Origin of the sequence: Glaciecola punicea ACAM 611 (assembly GCF_000252165.1) — a bacterium.
Lineage (GTDB): Bacteria > Pseudomonadota > Gammaproteobacteria > Enterobacterales > Alteromonadaceae > Glaciecola > Glaciecola punicea.
The window spans coordinates 22,503-42,692 of record NZ_BAET01000033.1 but is presented as its reverse complement, the minus strand read 5'-3'; the positions used below and the strand labels follow the sequence as shown (position 1 = coordinate 42,692).

The 20,190-nt window shown below is 44.5% G+C and carries 17 protein-coding genes; 13 read left to right on the top strand and 4 right to left on the bottom strand.

Going from position 1 to position 20,190, the window contains the following annotated elements; translation table 11 throughout:
• Nucleotides 1-55: 55 nt before the first annotated feature.
• The 11 genes from trxA to GPUN_RS12530 all read left to right on the top strand — a co-directional run bounded on the left by trxA (nt 56) and on the right by GPUN_RS12530 (nt 10,011).
• Nucleotides 56-382 (top strand): thioredoxin TrxA, encoded by a 327-nt coding sequence (gene trxA / locus GPUN_RS12585; protein WP_006007403.1) that lies wholly within the window; start codon nt 56-58, stop codon nt 380-382.
• 433 nt (nt 383-815) lie between these two features.
• On the top strand, nt 816-2,075 hold the full coding sequence (gene rho, locus GPUN_RS12580; RefSeq protein ID WP_040521183.1) for a transcription termination factor Rho: 1,260 nt from the start codon (nt 816-818) through the stop codon (nt 2,073-2,075).
• A 205-nt stretch (nt 2,076-2,280) separates the two neighbouring features.
• Entirely contained in the window at nt 2,281-2,769 is a 489-nt protein-coding gene (gene purE, locus GPUN_RS12570; RefSeq protein WP_006007397.1) for a 5-(carboxyamino)imidazole ribonucleotide mutase, read from the top strand.
• Nucleotides 2,766-3,914 carry a 5-(carboxyamino)imidazole ribonucleotide synthase gene (locus GPUN_RS12565; RefSeq protein WP_006007395.1) on the top strand — a complete coding sequence of 383 codons (1,149 nt, stop codon included), beginning with the start codon at nt 2,766-2,768 and terminating at the stop codon, nt 3,912-3,914. The genes purE and GPUN_RS12565 overlap by 4 nt, the downstream gene beginning before the upstream one ends.
• 289 nt (nt 3,915-4,203) lie before the next feature.
• Nucleotides 4,204-4,587: a copper chaperone PCu(A)C gene (locus GPUN_RS12560; RefSeq protein WP_006007393.1), complete on the top strand. Its 384-nt coding sequence runs from the start codon at nt 4,204-4,206 to the stop codon at nt 4,585-4,587.
• 110 nt (nt 4,588-4,697) lie between these two features.
• Nucleotides 4,698-5,168 carry a Dps family protein gene (locus GPUN_RS12555; RefSeq protein ID WP_040521180.1) on the top strand — a complete coding sequence of 157 codons (471 nt, stop codon included), beginning with the start codon at nt 4,698-4,700 and terminating at the stop codon, nt 5,166-5,168.
• 155 nt (nt 5,169-5,323) lie between these two features.
• Nucleotides 5,324-6,172: a tetratricopeptide repeat protein gene (locus GPUN_RS12550; RefSeq protein WP_006007389.1), complete on the top strand. Its 849-nt coding sequence runs from the start codon at nt 5,324-5,326 to the stop codon at nt 6,170-6,172.
• Nucleotides 6,173-6,260: 88 nt separating this feature from the next.
• Nucleotides 6,261-7,559 (top strand): adenylosuccinate synthase, encoded by a 1,299-nt coding sequence (locus GPUN_RS12545; RefSeq protein ID WP_006007387.1) that lies wholly within the window; start codon nt 6,261-6,263, stop codon nt 7,557-7,559.
• 131 nt (nt 7,560-7,690) lie between these two features.
• Nucleotides 7,691-9,166 (top strand): aldehyde dehydrogenase family protein, encoded by a 1,476-nt coding sequence (locus GPUN_RS12540; protein WP_006007385.1) that lies wholly within the window; start codon nt 7,691-7,693, stop codon nt 9,164-9,166.
• A gap of 13 nt (nt 9,167-9,179) precedes the next feature.
• Nucleotides 9,180-9,596, top strand: a complete 417-nt coding sequence (locus tag GPUN_RS12535) for a VOC family protein (protein WP_006007383.1) — start codon at nt 9,180-9,182, stop codon at nt 9,594-9,596.
• Between the two features lie 142 nt (nt 9,597-9,738).
• Entirely contained in the window at nt 9,739-10,011 is a 273-nt protein-coding gene (locus tag GPUN_RS12530) for an HU family DNA-binding protein (RefSeq protein WP_006007381.1), read from the top strand.
• Nucleotides 10,012-10,109: 98 nt separating this feature from the next.
• Here the strand turns inward: GPUN_RS12530 and GPUN_RS12525 are convergent, their stop codons facing one another.
• Nucleotides 10,110-11,483 carry a Na+/H+ antiporter NhaC family protein gene (locus GPUN_RS12525; RefSeq protein WP_006007378.1) on the bottom strand — a complete coding sequence of 458 codons (1,374 nt, stop codon included), beginning with the start codon at nt 11,481-11,483 and terminating at the stop codon, nt 10,110-10,112.
• Nucleotides 11,484-11,509: 26 nt separating this feature from the next.
• On the bottom strand, nt 11,510-14,059 hold the full coding sequence (gene pbp4b / locus GPUN_RS12520) for a penicillin binding protein PBP4B (RefSeq protein ID WP_238528986.1): 2,550 nt from the start codon (nt 14,057-14,059) through the stop codon (nt 11,510-11,512).
• Between the two features lie 245 nt (nt 14,060-14,304).
• On the opposite strand from pbp4b, the gene GPUN_RS12515 reads away from it, so the two are divergent.
• Nucleotides 14,305-16,425 carry a glycoside hydrolase family 3 N-terminal domain-containing protein gene (locus GPUN_RS12515; RefSeq protein ID WP_006007374.1) on the top strand — a complete coding sequence of 707 codons (2,121 nt, stop codon included), beginning with the start codon at nt 14,305-14,307 and terminating at the stop codon, nt 16,423-16,425.
• 30 nt (nt 16,426-16,455) lie between these two features.
• On the opposite strand, the gene GPUN_RS12510 is transcribed toward GPUN_RS12515, so the two are convergent.
• Entirely contained in the window at nt 16,456-18,528 is a 2,073-nt protein-coding gene (locus GPUN_RS12510) for a TonB-dependent receptor plug domain-containing protein (RefSeq protein WP_006007372.1), read from the bottom strand.
• 107 nt (nt 18,529-18,635) lie between these two features.
• Here GPUN_RS12510 and GPUN_RS12505 point away from each other — a divergent pair, with 107 nt between their 5' ends.
• Complete coding sequence (locus GPUN_RS12505; RefSeq protein ID WP_006007370.1) at nt 18,636-18,851, top strand: MerR family transcriptional regulator; 216 nt, start codon at nt 18,636-18,638, stop codon at nt 18,849-18,851.
• Between the two features lie 17 nt (nt 18,852-18,868).
• On the opposite strand, the gene GPUN_RS12500 is transcribed toward GPUN_RS12505, so the two are convergent.
• The gene (locus tag GPUN_RS12500) at nt 18,869-20,188 is read right to left on the bottom strand and encodes an exo-beta-N-acetylmuramidase NamZ family protein (protein WP_006007368.1); all 1,320 of its coding nucleotides are present in this window, start codon (nt 20,186-20,188) and stop codon (nt 18,869-18,871) included.
• Between the last annotated feature and the right edge of the window lie 2 nt (nt 20,189-20,190).

The window sequence follows — 20,190 nt, the reverse complement described above, 5'->3', positions numbered from 1 at the left end:
CACTATTAGGCACTGAACAAAGGTGTCAGCAATAATCCCTAATTTGGAGAAAAGAATGAGCGACAAAATTCTCGTATTAACAGACGAAAAATTCGAAGCCGATGTATTGAAAGCATCAGGTCCTGTGTTAGTTGATTTCTGGGCGCAGTGGTGCGGCCCCTGTAAGATGATCGCCCCTATTCTAGAAGAAATATCGGTCGAATACGAGGGGAAGTTAACAGTTGGCAAGCTAAATGTCGAAGAAAATAACGAAACTCCGCCTAAATACAGCATACGCAGTATTCCGGCCCTGCTTTTATTTAAGGATGGAGCGCTTGCTGCGACCAAGGTTGGCGCGGTTTCTAAGGCGCAATTAAAAGAGTTTTTAGACGCGCACATATAAACTGGACTAATAAAGCAACCGGCTCGGTTGCTTTATTTTGACCTTATATTTATCGATTATCGCTAATGCTTACAAAAAACTGGACGAATTTAGCATTAAGTGATACTTTTAACTAACTCACCAGCAGTAAGGTTTGTTTACATATTATATTATGTGGACTATCCACCTTGTAAGCTCCGGTTTTATTCTCGATTTGAAACACATTATTCACACTTATGTGGTCGAAAATATGTACCTCGTAATTTCCATTAAGCGATCAATTGTCTAAGGCAGCTGTTGGACAAGTATCAATTAATTAAACACAATGAAATTGGCCGTCATGGCGCATCTTTTGTTAGCAAACATTCATGTTTGCATAACGCTAATAAGCGGCAACAGAGCTGCCAGTTTCGTAAATTTAACAACGCGTAACAACAAAACAGACCCCCCAAATATGAATTTAACTGATTTAAAAAGCAAACCTATTAACGAACTCGTCGCTCTATCTGAAACCATGGGTTTAGAAAATCTAGCGCGTGCGCGTAAGCAAGATATTATCTTCTCCATTTTAAAGGCTCATGCCAAGGGCGGTGAAGACATTTTCGGTGACGGTGCACTTGAAATACTACAGGACGGATTCGGGTTTTTACGCTCAGCCGATTCATCCTATCTTGCTGGCCCCGACGACATTTACGTATCACCAAGCCAAATTCGACGCTTTAATTTGCGCACCGGTGATACAATTTCAGGTAAAATTAGGCCGCCAAAAGACACCGAGCGCTACTTTGCGCTGTTAAAAATTAGAGAAGTTAATTTTGATAAACCTGAGAATTCACGTAACAAAATTTTATTTGAAAATCTTACGCCACTGCACGCAAATGATCGCTTGCGTATGGAAAGAGGCAATGGCAGCACCGAAGATATTACGGCCAGAGTACTAGACTTAGCTTCACCCATAGGCCGCGGTCAGCGCGGACTTATTGTGGCGCCGCCAAAAGCAGGTAAAACCTTATTGCTGCAAAACATTGCGCAGTCAATTGCGGCTAACCATCCTGACTGTCTATTGATGGTATTGTTAATCGATGAGCGCCCAGAAGAAGTGACCGAAATGCAGCGTTTAGTTAACGGCGAAGTTATTGCTTCAACCTTCGACGAACCCGCTAGTCGCCACGTCCAGGTGGCAGAAATGGTCATCGAAAAAGCCAAGCGTTTAGTGGAACACAAAAAAGACGTGGTTATTTTATTAGACTCAATAACCCGTTTAGCACGTGCTTATAACACGGTTATTCCATCGTCTGGTAAAGTCTTAACGGGTGGTGTAGACGCAAACGCGCTGCACAAGCCAAAAAGATTCTTCGGCGCGGCTAGAAATGTAGAAGAGGGCGGCAGTTTAACCATTATTGCAACTGCCCTTATCGATACTGGCTCAAAAATGGATGAAGTTATTTATGAAGAGTTTAAAGGCACTGGTAACATGGAGATCCATCTTAATCGAAAAATAGCAGAAAAACGCGTATTCCCGGCTATTGATATTAACCGATCGGGCACCCGAAGAGAAGAGCTACTCACCACCCCTGACGAGCTGCAAAAAATGTGGATTCTGCGTAAGATAGTGCATGAAATGTCAGAAGTAGACTGTATGGAGTTCATGATAAGCCGTCTTTCTATGACGAAAACTAACGAAGAGTTTTTTGCGAGCATGAAACGCGGCTAAAGGGTTTTTACAATATAGTTATAAAAAAAGAGCCATAGCGCTCTTTTTTTTGTAAAGGCGCTAAACATATGAGCACAAAAAAAGAGCGGCGAGGGTCGCTCTTTTTTGTGCTTGTGAGTATAATAGTTAATTGTATTAATGCCTGCTGCAGTTTAATGGCTAGCCTGCCTGCTGTGATAGGCCACTTTTTAAGAGCGAGTATTAAATGGCGCAAGTCGCAATTGTAATGGGTTCACAGTCAGACTGGCCAACGATGCAAAAAGCAGCTTCTATGCTTAAAGCGCTTGGCGTTGAATTTACGGCGCAGGTCGTATCTGCTCATAGAACGCCTAACTTGCTGGTTGAATTTAGCGAAGGTGCTGCCAGCAAAGGTTATCAGGTGGTTATTGCAGGTGCCGGTGGTGCAGCGCATTTACCCGGCATGATTGCTGCGCACACTCACCTACCCGTATTAGGATGCCCGGTGCGTTCTAGTCAATTAAACGGACTTGACTCACTGCTATCTATTGTTCAAATGCCAAAAGGTGTTGCTGTAGGCACCTTAGCAATTGGTGAGGCAGGCGCTGCAAACGCTGGTTTACTAGCCGCGCAAATTATTGCGCTGCAAAACGAGACTGTGCGCGACAACATAATTGCCTTTAGAGCTAAGCAAACGCAAACTATACTTTCAAATCAAACTTTGGTGCTTGAATGAAGGTACTCGTGTTAGGCGCTGGGCAACTAGCGAAAATGCTGTATTTAGCCGCTGCACCCCTTGGCGTAGAGGTTTTTGCGGTTGACGTTACAGACAATTCAGTGCTGAATCCGGTTAGTAGGCAAGTGCATGAGTTTGATTTAGCATTCGCCATTGAAGAAGCAAAAGCAATTACCGTTGAATTTGAGCATATTCCTGAGCCATTGCTAGAGCTTGTCGAAGCCAGTGGAAAGCTCATGCCAAATATGCTATCCATTATGGCTGGAGCAGACAGAGTAAGAGAAAAGTATTTACTGGCACAAAATGGCATCGCTAACTGCCAACATTTGATTATCGATAATGTTGACCAGCTTGAGGGCATTACAGACATTTTGGGTGACAAAATAATTTTCAAATCCAGCCGAGACGGCTACGATGGCTATGGTCAATGGCGTATGCGCAGCGCATCAGACCTAGGAAGTTTGCACGATACCTTTGATAAACTCGATTTACGCAAAGTACCGCTAATTGCGGAGAAAATGTCCTTATTTGATCGGGAAATTTCAGTGGTCGGCGCGCGCGATGCTAAGGGCAATATTTGCTGCTTCCAAATTGCTGAGAATTTACACTATGAAGGACAACTACACGTATCGATTGCGCCAGCCACTAAGCTAACAAAAACAATTATCTTTCAAGCGAACGATATCTTTAAGCGCATAGCAAATGCGCTTGAATATGTAGGTGTGTTAGCCATAGAGCTTTTCCAAGTTGGCGACGAATTATTAGTAAATGAAATTGCCCCACGCGTGCATAATTCAGGGCATTGGACTCAAGACGGTGTTGGCACTTGTCAGTTTGAACAGCACATACGAGCGGTATTAGGCTTTGGTTTGGGCAGCACCAAAACCCCTTACGTTAACGCCATGGTGAATGTCATTGGCTGCACCAGTTTTAGCCGAGACCTAATCGCGCTTGACGGCTGCCATTTGCACTGGTACGGCAAAACCCTGCGTGAAAAACGTAAAATGGGGCATATAAACGTAGTGGCCGATAATTATGCTCAGCTTGGCGACAAACTAATTGCTCTACTTGAGCATTTACCCGAGGAATCGTTTCCCCTGTTAGCAGGAGAAGCAAAACGTTTACAAGCTTTCTCGCAAACCTAGCGACCTTATCAAAATTGTATAAGGAGCATGTTTTGAGTGGTGACTATTATAAAAAGTATTTTTTCACATTAATTCATATCGGCAATACGGAGATAAATAAATTATGCCATGTAAATCATTTTTTGGGTTTTGTTTGTTGCGTGCCTCGCGCTCTTTGCTCACTTACCTGTCGACATATAGTAAAAGGCTAGTACTGAGGGCATCCTTTTTCTTCGTCATCCTAGCTACCACTGCTACTGTGTATGTAAATGCGAACGTACACCATCAAGCTCATATCGCAGAGATTAGCATGGCGTCATCTGTTAGTATAAATGAGCCGTGGGCAAGAGCCACATTTGCACTTGCAAAAAGCGGCGCTGCCTACTTTTCTATCATCAATACCAGCAATCATGACCTAGTACTCAGCTCGGTGTCAGTCGACAACAGTGTGGCCATGACAGCCGAACTGCATCATACCATCATGCAAAACGAAATGATGAGCATGCAAGAATTAGAAGATGGTATTGAAATAAAAGCTGGCTCGACGGTTGAATTATCTCCCGGCGGCATGCACATTATGCTGATGGGTTTACAAAAGCCACTTAACAAAGACGAATTTATAAACGTCAATTTAATTTTTGAAGACGGATCGCAGTTAAGCCATAGCGTACCTGTTTTAGATAAGCGTAATTGAAATATACAAAAAGAGCCGTTAAGGCATTTTTAACATTTACGCTTAGCTAAGGCAGTATGGATCCCAAATGGTCTGTGTGTCAGACCGAATATTTAACAATAGAGGGTAATATGTCGAATATAGATATTGGTATAAATGAAAACGATCGCCGCGAAATTGCAAATGGCTTAAAAAAACTATTAGCAGATTCGTACACTCTCTACTTACAAACACATAACTTTCACTGGAACGTAACAGGCCCACAGTTTCGTGAGCTACACCTAATGTTTGAGGAGCATTATACTGAGTTAGCGACAGCAGTTGATGACGTAGCAGAGCGCATTAGAACATTAGATGTGGCAGTGCCCGCCACCTATAAAGCTTTTGCTGAATTGAGCAGTATCAAAGAAGTAGATGGTGTGCCACAAGCATCACATATGGTGACCTTGCTGATGCAAGGGCATGAAGCGGTTGTGAAGACATGCAGAGACGTCCTCAAGCTTTCTCAAAAGGCCGATGATGAATCCACTTCTGCATTGGTTTCAGATCGTATGCGTGTGCATGAGAAAACTGCATGGATGTTACGCGCAACACAAAAATAGTCTTACGCAATTAAGACGCAGTAATGCATTGTGAACCTTGCGAAAGGCAAGGAGCACAATGCTATAGCGTCAGTTACTTGCAAAAAAGACGAACATCACCACACATATCACCACACATTGCGACATAGCAATCTAAAACAAAACGGCCTATTTTTATGAATCAAAACACGGTAGCACTTACTCTTGAAAACTTTCGTCCTGTTATGGTCGAACAATCAGCCCTAAAGCTAGTAGTCGTTTATTTTTGGGCGCAGCGGGATGAGCCCTCCGTAGCCCAGCTAGAGGTGATTAAGCGCTTTGTTAGTCAGTATCCTGATGAGATCTTTTTGGCAAGTGTGAACTGCGACGAACAGGCTGAAATAGTACAGCAGTTCGGCGTTAAAGGGCTCCCGACCACTATTTTAGTGAAGGATGGACAGCCTGTAGATGGCTTTTCAGGACCACAAGATGAAGCGCAGTTGAAAGTCACGTTTGCAGAATATTTGCCCAAACCAGAAGATGAGTTGTTTAGCAAAGCAAAAGAACTTATTGCGCAAGCAGATTATCAAGGCGCCTTTACATTTTTGAAACAAGCGCATGATATTGATGCTACCCGAGCCGATATTACAATAATGTATGCTGATGCCTGTGTTGAAACAGGCACTCTAGCGCAAGCAAAAGCCCTCATTGGCTGTGTTGGCCTTGTCGATCAGAATGGGGATTATCAAGCAGTGCTGGGGAAAATTAAATTAGCCGAAAAAGCGGCTGAGTCACCGCAGCTCTTAGAACTTCAGGAAAAACATGCCCAGTCACCTGATGATTTGGGTATTAAAGTAGAGCTTGCTGTGCAACTGCAGCAAGCGCACCAGCCTGAACAAGCCTTATCTTTGCTATTGGAAGTAGTGAAAAAAGACCTAAGTTTTGGCGATGCTAAAAAGACTATGCTCGATATGATAAACGCATTAGCCGACGGCGACCCCATAAAGGCGGCCTACAGGCGCAAGCTATACAGCCTTTTATATTAAAGGCCGCACTTTTTTACGCTAAATAGAGATGTCAGGCACTGCTTTTTTTGCTAACATCGCCCTCAAACTTAATTACCGTTCTTAACTTATGGCTAAAAATGTTGTTGTGCTTGGCACCCAATGGGGTGATGAAGGCAAAGGAAAAGTAGTTGACCTGCTAACGCAGAAGGTCTCTTATGTAGTGAGATACCAAGGAGGCCACAACGCTGGCCACACTTTGGTTATTGACGGCGTGACGACTGTCCTTCATTTAATTCCCTCTGGTATTTTGCGTAGTAAAGTAACCTGCGTCATTGGCAACGGCGTTGTGCTAAGCCCTGAAGCCTTGCTCACAGAAATGAAAATGCTTGAAGACAAAGGCATACCCGTAAAAAAACGCCTTAAAATAAGTGAAGCCTGTCCTTTAATTTTACCCTTTCATATTGCTCTTGATATAGCGCGCGAAACCGCCAGAGGCAATAAAGCAATAGGCACGACTGGTCGCGGTATAGGCCCAGCGTATGAAGACAAAGTGTCGCGCAGAGGCCTGCGTGTGGGTGATTTGTTCAACGCACAAGGTTTTGCGTTGAAGCTAAAAGAAGTGATGGAATATCACAACTTTATGCTGACCGAATATTACAAGGTCGAACCCCTAGACTACGCTACCGTGCTAGCCGATGCGTTGGCAGTAGCCGATTTATTAAAATCGATGGTGGTGGATGTAACCGATTTACTTGAAACCGCAAGGCTTAAGGGTGAACCCATAATGTTTGAAGGCGCCCAAGGCACCTTACTCGACATCGATCACGGCACTTATCCTTATGTGACGTCATCAAATACCACAGTGGGCGGTGTTGCCACTGGGGCTGGCTTTGGACCTTTGCACTTAGACTACGTGCTGGGAATAGTAAAAGCCTATACCACGCGAGTAGGCTCAGGCCCGTTTCCGACAGAACTCGACTGTGAAGTGGGCCAGCATTTGGGCGTCAAAGGTCACGAATTTGGCGCTACAACCGGTCGCAAGCGTCGCACCGGTTGGTTTGACGCAGTCGCGATAAAGCGCGCCGTGCAGCTAAACTCCATTACGGGGTTTTGTCTGACCAAACTTGATGTGCTCGATGGTTTAGAGACATTACGTATTTGTATTGGCTACAAAGACAAAAACGGTAAGGTCAGCACTACTCCCCCCCTAGCGGCCGAAGGCTATGAAGCTGTCACGCCAGTGTATGAAGATATGCCGGGTTGGACGAGCAGCACCTTCGGCGTAACCACGTTTGATAGCCTACCTCAGGCGGCTAAAAACTATATTAAACGCATTGAAACACTTGCGGGTGTACCGATAGACATCATATCGACAGGGCCTGACAGAGCGCACACTATGGTGCTCAAAGACCCGTATTCAGTTTAAGCCTCATTTTTGCTACTTAATAGCCTGGCACTAGTGCAATTTATCGACTAGTGGCGGGCTTTTTTATGGTCGAAACTACAGCAGGGTTCTGCTAATATCATGGTTAATTATGGAACTAGGATAATATAGCCATGGATCAACAAGCAGCCGCAAATATTGATACAAACAGTAAAAAAGAGACCAACATAGCGCAAAACAGCAAGGTATCTTGGGTAAGCCCTGTAAACGACAGTCTTGCAGCCCTGACTGACACAAAAGCTAGATTGGATGACTATTTTGCCACATCTGCAACGCTCCCATTGTCGTGGCGTAAACATCAGCTTAATGCGTTTTTAAAATTACTTCGCAGCGAAGAAAAAGCGATAACTACAGCGCTATATCAAGACCTGCACAAATCGGAAGAAGAAGCCTTTATAACCGAAGTGGGATATTTAACCAAGGATGTAAAGTATTTGCTGAGTCATATAGACGGCTGGGCGAAGCCAAGATCGGTGGGTACACCACTGCTAGCCATGCCGGGTAAAAGCATGATCAAAGCAGAGCCATTGGGTACTTGTTTAGTCATTGGGGCTTGGAACTATCCTTTCCAACTGGCTTTGAGCCCCATGCTGGCTGCTATTAGTGCGGGAAACTGCGTTATTATAAAGCCATCGGAGCTTGCGCCTGCTACCTCTGCTTTAATTGCCAAGCTGTTGCCTAAGTATTTAGACATGAACGCAATTGCTGTGGTCGAAGGCGGTAAAGAACCTACGTCTGAGCTCTTAAGCTTAGCCTTTGACAAGGTGTTTTACACTGGGGGCGAAAAAGTGGGTAAAATTGTAATGCGCGCCGCCGCTGAGCACCTTACTCCCGTAACGCTGGAGCTTGGCGGTAAAAGCCCCTGCATTGTTGACAAAAATATTGACCTAAGCGCCGCCTGCAGCAGGATTGTTTGGGGGAAACTGATGAATGCAGGGCAAACGTGCATCGCGCCTGACTACTTAATGGTCCATCATAGTCACCTTGACGATGTTGTTAACATGCTTAAAAAAGTCATTGTTAAGCAATATAGTAAAGATATTGAAAAAAATAAGTATTTTGGTCGCATTATAAGTCAGGCTCACGCCGAGCGACTGGTAGGGTATTTAAAAGACCAAAATATTGTGTTTGGCGGCGAGCATGATGTAAGTAAGAAATTCATTGCGCCTACGATAGTGCTCAACCCAAGCCCTGATAGCCCACTCATGCAAGAAGAGATTTTTGGCCCCATCATTCCTATCGTCAGTTTCAATGGGCGCAGCGATATGCTTGCGTTTATTAGGCAGCGTGCTAAACCATTAGCGGCCTATGTATTTACCAAAGACAAAGAGTTTGAACAACGCTTCGTTGACCAAATTAGTGCAGGCAATATGTGCATTAACGACACCTGTGTATTTATGGTGAATCCTGAGCTTCCGTTTGGCGGTGTGGGTATTAGTGGAATGGGTCGCTATCATGGAAAATATGGCTTTGACACCTTCTCTCACCAAAAGTCGATATTAAAGCGCAGTTTTAGCTTAGAAAATTCTCTGCGCTATATGCCCTTTAATGCATTCAAATTTTCATTGATCCGTAGGTTTTTAAAATAAGAGAGCTGATTGTATGACATTTCCGTTTCATCTAGCCATTCCAGTAAATAATCTGAACGACGCTGCACATTTTTATGGACAAGTTTTAGCCTGCGAGCAGGGCCGCAGCGATAAACACTGGATTGACTGGAATTTTTTTGGTCATCAACTTGTGACGCATTTGGTGGATACAATGCCTAAGTGCGTGGCGCCTAATGAAGTCGATAACAAATCGGTTCCGGTTCCGCATTTTGGGGTGCTTGTTGATGAAGAGGTCTGGCTGCAGGTGATTGACAAGATAAGAGCGCATAATATACCGTTTCAACTTGAGCCATACATCCGTTTTAAAGGTAAAACAGGTGAGCAGGGTACGTTTTTCCTGTTCGATCCTGCGGGCAACGCGCTAGAATTTAAGTATTTTAATGATCCCACGCAAATTTTTGCGGTCTAATCAGTGTTAATTGGCTTTTTTTTGCTCGTTTTGCCTTATATCAGCGCGCTAGATGTTGATCTTATCGTGAAAATGCCATCTAATAACAAAAGCTGCTAGGAGTTGCAGTCATACAAACCTCATAAAAAAGAGAAAAATAACTATGAATAAACAAGAATTAATTACGCAAATCGCTGAGAAAGCCGACCTATCTAAAGCGTCTGCTGGAAATGCACTTAATGCAATTACCGATACAATTACAGCTGCATTAGCAAAAGGCGATGCAGTAACGTTTGTTGGCTTTGGTACCTTTTCCGTTAAAGATAGAGCCGCGCGTTCTGGTAGAAACCCACAAACGGGTGCGACGATTCAAATCGCCGCAGCAAAAGTTCCTGGGTTTAAAGCGGGTAAAGCACTCAAAGATGCCTGCAATTAAGATTTATTTGAAAGCTTTTGCTTTTACAAAAACGGTTAGCATTTGCTAGCCGTTTTTGTTTTCGATGTCTATACATATACCTAAACGCGGTATCATGTCTATAGCATGACTGCACTTAATACAAGATAGGCTACAACGGTAGTAGCGCCGGTAAGTAGTGCGTAGGGCAGTTGTGTTTTGACATGAGTAAGTAAGTCACATCCAGCGGCTAACGACGATACCGCGGTAGTATCAGAAATAGGCGAGCAATGATCACCAAATATGCCTCCGCCAAGTATCGCGGCTAATACAAGCTCAGCGGGTAGCCCTAAGGTTTGCGCTAAAGGCATACCGATGGGGATTAAAATAGCGAAGGTTCCCCACGAGGTGCCGGTGGTAAAAGAAATAATGCCGCCTGCTACAAATAGCATAGGCACAACCAATACCAGCGGTAAATACTCGCCTACTAGGCCCGATACAAATATACCAGTGCCTAATACTTTCAAGCTGGCGCCAAGTCCAATTGACAGCATCACTATGGTGACCAAGGGTAAGAGCTCGCTGATACCGGCAAAGCCAATTTTAAATGCACCTTGGTGCGTAGTTTGTTTACTAAGCACCATAAGGCAATAGCCCACAATGCAGGCTAAAAAGGTGGCGTAGAGTACCGAGCGACTGCCACTGCCTTGCGCTAAGTTGCCGTTACCGGTCCATATCATAAAGCCCACCATGCCAAAAATCATCACGCTTAACGGTAATAGCATAAAACGCGCTTTGGTGGGCTTGGCAATGGCTACCTTGGTGTCTACGCGCTCAAGCTTTTTTTCAGCTTCTTTCATTGGGCCGTGTACTTTGTCGGCAAATATGGTGTAGGCGACAATGACTAAGGTAAGCCATGCATAGATGTTATAAGGTAAAGTGCTCCATAGCACAACAACTGGGCTTGAGGGTAAGTCATAGGCGCTTAGTAAGATCAGCACATAAGCGCCCCAACCGTTAAGTAGTATGAGAATACACACGGGCGCACTGGTTGAATCAATCACGTAGGCGAGCCTTGCACGGCTCATTTTAAATTTGTCGTACAGACCCCTTGCCATAATGCCTGCGGTGAGTACGCTTAAATTAGATTCTATAAATACCACCATGCCGGTAAACATAGTAACGCCGCCGGCGCGGCGCTTAGTACTAGCAATGCCAGATGAAACGAGTTTATTAACAAAAGCGGCAACGCCGCCAGAATCGCGCATGAACGCAAGTAGCGCGCCCACTAATAAACTGAATAAAAGAATACGCGCATTGCCTTCGTTACTGATGGTTGAAACTATTCGTTCAATTGTATTAATAGGGGTTAAGAGCACGCTTTGTTGTGCTTGCTGCAGCAACAGTAGGTATTCGGAGGTAATAATTGACAATAATAAAGCCAATATTACTTCCTTTTTCCATAACACGACGGCTAAGGCCACTAAGGGGGGTAAAATGCTTAACCAATCCACGCTTTTTCCTCTTATTTGCTGCTGTTTTACTTTACGGCTGTTTGCGCCAATACAGCTTCGTACACTAAGTTCATTATGTTGCCATAGCGTGCGCTTGGATATTGGTCACCGCTGAATTGTAAACGCCCACCTTGTTCACTTAGTGGAGAATGCTTTTTGTTGCTCAAGTATATAATAGCTAAGTCTAATTCAGGGTCAATAACGGTGGCGGTGCCAGTCCAACCGGTGTGCCCATAGGCACTTGAACTTGCATATGACCCAAAATGCCAGCGTGTTTCAGGTGAAGATAAGCGCCAGCCTAAACCCATTGAATCGCGCACAAATTCGGGGTGCACAAAACGATTAATGGTATATTGCGAAAACAAATGCACATTGCCATAGCCGCCGCCGTTTAGTAATAACTGCGCAAGCACCGCTAAATCTTGCGCGGTGGAGAACAAACCAGCATGCCCGGCTACACCCTGCATAGAATAGTGGGCTTTTTCGTCATGAACTTGACCTTGAATAACGCCGCTGCGGATGTTGTCAAAGGTAACGCGGCCGCCGCGAGTATTTCCCTGTAGTTCTGTTGCGGCAAACTGATAGGCTTGTTTGCCTTTGCTTAAGGGCACAAATAGGGTATTGCTTAGGCCTAGGGGCGCGTAAATGTAGGTTTCTACGTATTGATCAAGTGGCATGTGGGTGATGCGCTCCACAAGTAACCCAAGGATCATAAAGTTGGTATCACTGTAATTTTGGGTGCTTCTGCGCGCATTGCTAAAGGGTACCTGGTTTAACAAAAACTCACTGGTGAGGACTTTGTCCTGCGAGAAAAATAGGTCGCCAAACGGGCTATTGTTCTTGAAAAATTGCACTTCGCTATTGTAGCCAGAGGTATGCGAGAGTAAATCAGCAATAGTGCGGGTATCGCGGCCACCGCCCTGATACTCGGCCAAATAGTGGGCAATAGGTGTGGTTAACGATAGTTTACCCTCGTCTACTAACTTCATTACGGCTAAGGTAGTGGCAAATACTTTTGTGTTTGAAGCTAAATCAAACATAGTGCTAGTTGTCATAGGCGCAGGTGCGTTAACGGCTCGCTGCTGTTCATCATATTTTAGCGCATAGCCATAGGCTTGTTGCTTAATAATATTGCCCTTATGCACAACGACTATGCTGGCACCAGGAAAACCCTTACTTATATCATTTTGTATAAACTGGTCGAGTTTTGAAAAGTCGACCTTAGGCCTCATGCTGTTTAGCATAGCGAGTGTGTTAATAGTAGGATAGGGAATGCTGATCGCAATTTCAGCTGGCGTGTTGTTAATGCTGGCGCGTATATTCTCAACGCGCAGGCTGTTTATGCGGTTTTGAGTACGTTTGGCAATTGATAGAGATTGAGGTTTGGCTGGGTTTTGCGTAAACACATTGCCTAAGTTGAGTTTCTGATTGTTGATAAAAATATCGGCTGATATCACGTTTGTGCTTTCAATAGTCAGGGTGCCTTTATTAGCAATCGCCAAAAAGGAGGCTCTATTACCATTATAAAGATGCTGTGTACCTTGCGCTGATGCCAAGAAGAGCATGTTTAGCTGGCTCGTGAGCGGGGTGAAATTATCTATTATCGCAGACTCACTTTGGTACTGGGTCATTAAAGCACTAAGCTGTGGTTCAAAATATTTTTCCAGTAGGGCAAATATTGTGGCTGCGGTTTTGGTGTCAGCTTGATAGGTCACTTGCCAAGGGATGAAGTGCATTTGAAAGGCGCCCAGTACGTCCAAAGTTTGGCGGTCTAAAACCCCTGTTTTATCAATAGCATAGCCATAAATATTAAGTGCCTCTTGCAGCAGGCCGGTGCTGGGAGATTGATGATTAAATAGCTGCCAATACTCAGCTACAGTGTCATTGTCATACCATGCGCCAATGCCAGCTTGGTATAGTTTTTGCCACGGAAATCTTGGGCCAGGATCATTTTTGCGTGAAGGCGCAATGTCAGAATGACCCACTACTGCCGTTGGCGTAATATCCGGATTGCGCGCTAAAATATCTTTTGATAGCGCGATTAACAACTCAATTTGCTTATGTTCGAACTCTGGAAAAATACACATGTCTTTTGGTTTAATAAATCCAGCGGGAACATCGCTTTCAATGCACTCAGGAATATTCACAATTTCAATCCCAATAGAAGAATCGTTCAGTGAGCTGCGGCCCTGCCAATAACTTTGGCCAGCGTGCCACGCCCGCTCCTTTTCATCCACAAGCTGCAGCACTTCAATGTGGCTTTTGGGATAGCTTTCATCATTTAGCATCGGGATCAGATAATGTGAGCTTACGCCGCCACCTTCATTTACCAGAAAATCAATTGAACGTTCGTAATTTACCGCAGTAAAGTGCATCACCAAGGACTTGACTCTGTAGCTTGAATTGCTTGACTCTAGCTGTACAATTTTATGCGTGTTTGTACAGCTTACTAATACACTTAATGCTATCGTGATTAGGCTCAAAAACCGGAGTTTACATTTGTGAGAATACATTTTTTGCAAAGATCCGCTTTGCCTGTTAACGAAAACAAATGGCCAAAAAGGTGTTTTACGCATACTGCCCCTGCTAGTTAGGTAAAGTTAGCTCAGTAAAGTCTTGTTTTTCCGTTTAATATACGTCATTTGTTGCGTAAACTAAACGATATAAAGTGGCAATGTCTATTTGTTAGTAATCAGGACTATCGAAAAAAGCATTTTTGCAAGGCTCTATCTTTAATGACAGTCCCGTGATAAAGAAAGATATCAAATGCCTGCTGTACATAACATAAAGAACTATTATCGAAGATGGCTGAAAAGTATAGATGAAGAACTACATTACAATCGTTAAGCGAAAGGTAACCCCACGTGTTGTAAACGAACGCAGCAGTATTGCTCAGCGCTATCTCAATATTTGCATTGTCTTGCTCATTGCATGTTCTTTCACGCTAGAAGCAAGCGCTTTGGTAAACGCGCAAATCCCGCTGCAAAGTCAATTTAAGAATGTTGACACTGAGCTTCGGGCCAAAATAGCCCAAAAATTGTTTATTGACCTGCGCTATTACTGCTCGCCTAAAGCCCAAGGATATTGTCTAGAGCCATTGCTTGAACTACCCGATGAGATAGCCTCTATGTTGGCGAAGTCGAAGGTGGGTGGGGTAATTTTATTTTCTGAAAATTTATCTTCGCCTGAGCAAATTATAAGACTCACGCATGATTTACAAGTAGCGCTGATGCCTGCACATAAGAAAGTGCCTGGCCTTGCTCAGCAAGGTGTTAAACAGCGCGAACCGCAAACTTTTAAACAGCCTCTTTATATTCCTCTTTACATTGGTATCGATCAAGAAGGCGGGCGAGTGTCGCGACTTCCACAGTCTTATTTTATGGGGTTTGCGGGGAATATGGCGATTGGGGCCACCGCCAAAGCACATAAAAATAAATACTCTATAGCGACAAGTCTAGCAATGGCGAAACATCTAAATTTACTCGGTATTAACGTTAATTTTGCGCCAGTGATTGACGTTAACAACAACCCCAGTAATCCAATTATAAACGTGAGGGCCTATGGTCAATTCCCAAACTTAGTCTCAGATTTAGGCGGTGCGTCAATACTCACTATGCAAGAGCAAAATATTTCGGTAGCAGCAAAACATTTCCCCGGTCATGGCGATACTTTTCTGGACAGTCACGTGGGTTTGCCGCGGGTGAATCACAGCCGTGAAATGATCAACAGCATCGACTTATTGCCATTTCGAAAAGTTATTGGTAACTCTAACACACGTCCAGATATGATTATGACAGCCCATATTCAGTATCCTGCGCTTGACAGCACTCGCTTTGTGGGTGATAAAGCCGCTACTGAAAATGCAGACAACGCGCAAGCTACCGCAGAGCCACCGGTGTTACCTGCTACATTATCACGCAAAATATTAACGAGTATTTTACGTCAAGAATTAGCCTATAGCGGACTTATTATTACCGATGCTTTAAACATGAAGTCTATTACTCAATATCTAACGCCAATAGAAGCCGTTATTCAGTCATTTTCTGCAGGCGCCGACATTACTCTCATGCCTTACCAAATAAGTTCACCCCAAGATGCGATTGGCTTTTTAGACTGGTTGAACGAACTGACTATATTCATTGCCCAAGACAATGAGCTAAAAGGCTTGGTTGACGCATCGTACAGGCGAATACTCACGCACAAGGCTAAACGCAATATTGCTAAACGAAGCTTGTTGCCCTTAGCCGATAAACTTGCGCTGTTAGAGGACACTTCCTACAAAACCAGTGACTATAATTTAGCGCTTTCACTGTCACAAGCATCTTTTACGCAAATTAAGGGCCTTACTACACCATTAGTAGCGCAGCAACGCTTGCTTGTTTTTATGCCTGATAAACTGCGCTGTCAAGCCTTTAAGCAGTACTGGCAAGAACAAGTAGATACAAGTGACGTAAATTGTTTGAGTATACTAAGCGAGGCTATTCCTTCGAATTCAGAGCTTTTAGCTGACATAGACGCGGTAATTGTAGGCGACGCTTTTCCGGCGCTTGGCTTTCATGAAAGTGTTGATTATGAGGGTATACAGGCTAGTGGTCGTATCGATAACGAACTGCAGCTCTGTGCCATTAATGCTCTAGTTGCGCAGGCTAAATTTCAAGATATACCGAGAATACTGGTAAAGCTTCGCTCGCCCTATATTTCCGTTAATGACGCCCAATCATACAGCGCTATTTTTGCCTCATACGACTATCAAGTTGCGCAGGTTAGTAGTACACCCAATAATAATGAATACCTGTTCAGTCCTGCATTTGCCTCGTTAGTTAAGGTGATCACCGGTAAGCAAACGCCATTAGGGACTTTGCCTGTTACTTTATCTACAGAAGCAATCAAGGCCTTGCCCGCGCCAAAAACGAAAAGTGAGCCAGCGCCTCAAGAAGAATGAAAACTAATTGAACCTGACTCCTTTAGTTTTTTAAAAGCGCACTCTTACACCTCCATTTACGATGAAACCGTCATTGCGTGACCAAATGTCGGTGGTCCATTGTCCATCGGGGGCGCGGTTAGGCAATACCAACGGGTCTTCTTTGGTTTGGCGAATATTCAATAAGTTTTCCATGTTAATAAACCAGCTGAATTGACCGGTGGTGATCTCCCCCATTAGTCCAAGGTGCCAGTAGGGTTTGCTTTCAGCGCGATAAGGATTTCCTTCTAAACGCTGAATGCCAGTGTAATAAGCTTCAAATCCAATTCTGAATTTACCGTGTTGCTCTTTCATAGCGACAAAGCCGGCAGAGTGCTGCGGCGTTAGCTCAACGCGTTGGCGAGTTTCGCTGCTGCCGTTAAATTCAGTCGCATCTAAGTAGAGATAGCTGGCGGTTAGCTTGTAGTCTTGCCATTTGTAGCGTAGTAAAAGTTCAGATCCATAAATACGCGATTCGCCAGGGGCATTGTTTAAACGGACGCGGTCAAGTGGGCCACCGATTTGTGATGAAAAAGCTTCCAGCTGCGTCACGCCTTCTACGCTGGAGGTGAAAAAGGTGAGGTTGGTTTCAAGTTTATCAAGTTGATAGCCTATATCAATTGAGGAAGTCACAGCGGTTTCTTCTTCTATGTTACTTAGCGGTTCAAGACGTGATAAGCCGGCGGCCTCAATTGCTTCCACGAAAGGGCTCGGCGCAAAGTAGCCGCGCCCGTAGGAGGCTCTAATAGTCCAGTCATCAGGGCGATAGAGCATTGAGATGCGCGGACTAAATTGGGCGCCAAACTCGCTATGATCATCAAAACGCCCGCTGAGTGAGGCCGATATGCGCTCGTTTAGCTCATAGTCAGCTTGGGCGAATATTCCTGGTACGTCATATGAATAGTCGAAGCTAGGAAAATCTTGCGACTCAAAACGGTCTGACTGCATGGCGACACCCAGTACCCACTGCACGTTTTGTGTATAGCCTGCGAGGGAGCTCTCAAGCAGATAACTTTCATGACTGTCGTCGTCTAACACATCGCCAAAACGTTTATCGTGATTTTGAAGCATGGCTGAAGCGCGCAAATTCAGACTCAGTACATCGCCTAACGGGGTATTAGCAATAAGTCCCGCGTCGAAGCGCTCACTATCTTGGTTGTGTACAAATGTACTGCCGTCTGGCAAAGTTTGACGGGCGCGCGTGCCGCCTTTGCGGTTCTCTGTCATAAAGCCCGCTGTGGCATAGATGCTTGCGCCGTTTTCGCCGTCCCAAAACAGGCGTGGGCGCGCGGTGTAACGTTCGTAGCCAGCCATGTCAATCCAGCCATCATCGTCTAAATCTTTGTTACTTTGCTGGTGTGCTCCAGCCGTGAAAGACATACCCACCGAGTCATTAAGCGGAGTAGCTAAATAGCTTGTTATATCTTGGCCATCTTGCGATGTGGCATTTAACAAGACTTCTCCTTGTGCTTCACGGCTTGGCTTGCGTGAAATTAAATTGATCACGCCACCCATAGCCGAGCCACCATAAAGCGATGAAGCAGAGCCTTTGATGATCTCCACTCTGGAAAGATCGGTTGGTGGAATTTGAAGCAAGCCGATAGAGGACGCTTGACCACCAAAAAGTGGTAGGCCGTCGCTTAACAATTGGGTATAACGACCGTACAGACCTTGCAGGCGAATGTTGGCACTGCCAAGCGCTGGGGAGGTGGTTTGCACCCTAACGCCGCCCGTTTCGGCGACTAACATCGAGATATTGCCGGGGCGCATAATCGCTTTTTCTTCTAATTCTTCGCGGTTGATGACTTCTATTCGAATGGGTTCACTGTTTATTGAGCGGCCTATCCGCGTTGATGTTACTAAAATTGTTTCGGTCTCATCATGGTGATGTTCGTCGCTATCATCATCATGTCCATCATCATGTCCTTCAAGATGTCTATTGCCTCTTGCCTTTATTTCGGCCTCAGGATTAACGCTAATATTTGTCGCGTTCGTTTGCGCATAAGCTTGTGTTGTAAATGTGTACATCATGCTGATAGTAATAAGTGAAAAAACAAAGTGTTTATTGGATTGAAAAATGTTCATGGTGAAAGAGTGTCCATTAGTGCAGAAGGTGAAGTAACTTAAGCGCGTTACTTTGAAATCGGTTGTGCGTATAATAAAGCTTCTAGTAAGAGGAAGGTCAAGCCAATATGCAAATAAAACAATTAGCTAGCGAGACGGGTGTGGGCAGTTACACGATCCGTTACTATGAAGATATCGGCTTATTGCCTCAGGCTAGGCGCAGTGATATCGGTTACCGTCGTTACAATCAGTATGATGTACTTTCACTAAATTTTATTCGACGTTGCAAAGACTTACGTATGCCACTGGTTGCCATAAAAAGCTTGGTGGCCGTGCAAGCATGAGAAACTTTTCAGAATTATTAAGGATATAGTAAATACGGCAAGCGCATTTTCTTATATAGGGCTAAATCATATTGCCAACTGAGGCGAATGTCCTCAAGTGACTCACCGTTTTCAATGGCTTTTCTTAAGGTGTCTGTACCGGCCAGTTTGTCCATAAAATCAGGCGCTGTAAAAAAGGGTATATTTTGCGCTTTAAAGGCCTTGTGATAATCCATAAGAAGGCGTAAATCTAGCCCTTGAATTACGCTATGCTGAAGGTTCAAACCAAACAACGCAAGGTTCAGCAGTTTTGGCTTAGGCGCGGCAAAAGGTTTTGACGCAGGCGTGAAGGTAAAGTCGCCTAAGCGAACCTTATTATGCCCTATTACTTGAAAAGGAAAATCAGTACCTCTGCCTATACTCACAGCGCTAGCTTCAAAAAAGCATAAAGAGGGGTACAGTCTTACGGCTTGGTAATTAGGCAAATTGGGGCTGGGCGGAACGGGTAAGTTATACACTAGCGATTTGTGATACCCCTGCATGGGAATGACCGTTAATGCCAATTGTTCAGCGTTATCTATCCAATTCTCGCCTTTTATCATTAGTGCGAGTTCACCCACTGTTAGCCCGTGTAAAACCGGAATAGGGTGCATACCGACGAAAGATTGAAAGGCTAGATCAAGCACGGGGCCGTCTATAAACTCACCGTTCGGATTGGGTCTATCAAGCACCATAAACGCGACTTTGTGCTGGGCGGCAGCCTGCATCATGTGGTGCATTGAACTGATATAGGTATAAAAGCGGGTGCCAACATCCTGAATGTCAAAAATGATTACATCAAGGCTTTCCATGATGCTGTTAGGCGGTGTTTTGTTTTTTCCGTAAATGGATTGAATGGGAATAAGGGTAGCGGCATCTTTACCGCTACTGATATGTTCGCCCGCGCCTTTATTTCCGCGAACACCATGTTCAGGCGCAAACATCACGGTGACATTTATGCTGTAACTGCGTAACAAGTCTACTAGGTGTATGGGTTTTGAAACAGCGGCGTTGTTTTCATGCTGATCCAGCATAGACGTTTGGTTAACGATTAATCCCACGCGTTTTCCACGCAGACTGGCCAGATACACAGAGGTGTTTTCGGCGCCAAGCACTAAGCTCGAAGTGCTAGATGTGGCGTCGCTGTCAAGCGGTGCTGCACTGCTATCTAGCGCTGAGCTTGGATAAATGGCTTGCTCACTACTATCAACAATATCGTCTTGCACTAAATTCGCGCTTGCTTGATAGGCTATCACAAGCCAGCATATGAGCAGCATGCCACAAAATGGTAACAGCAAACGTAAGTTAGAAAATGTCATAT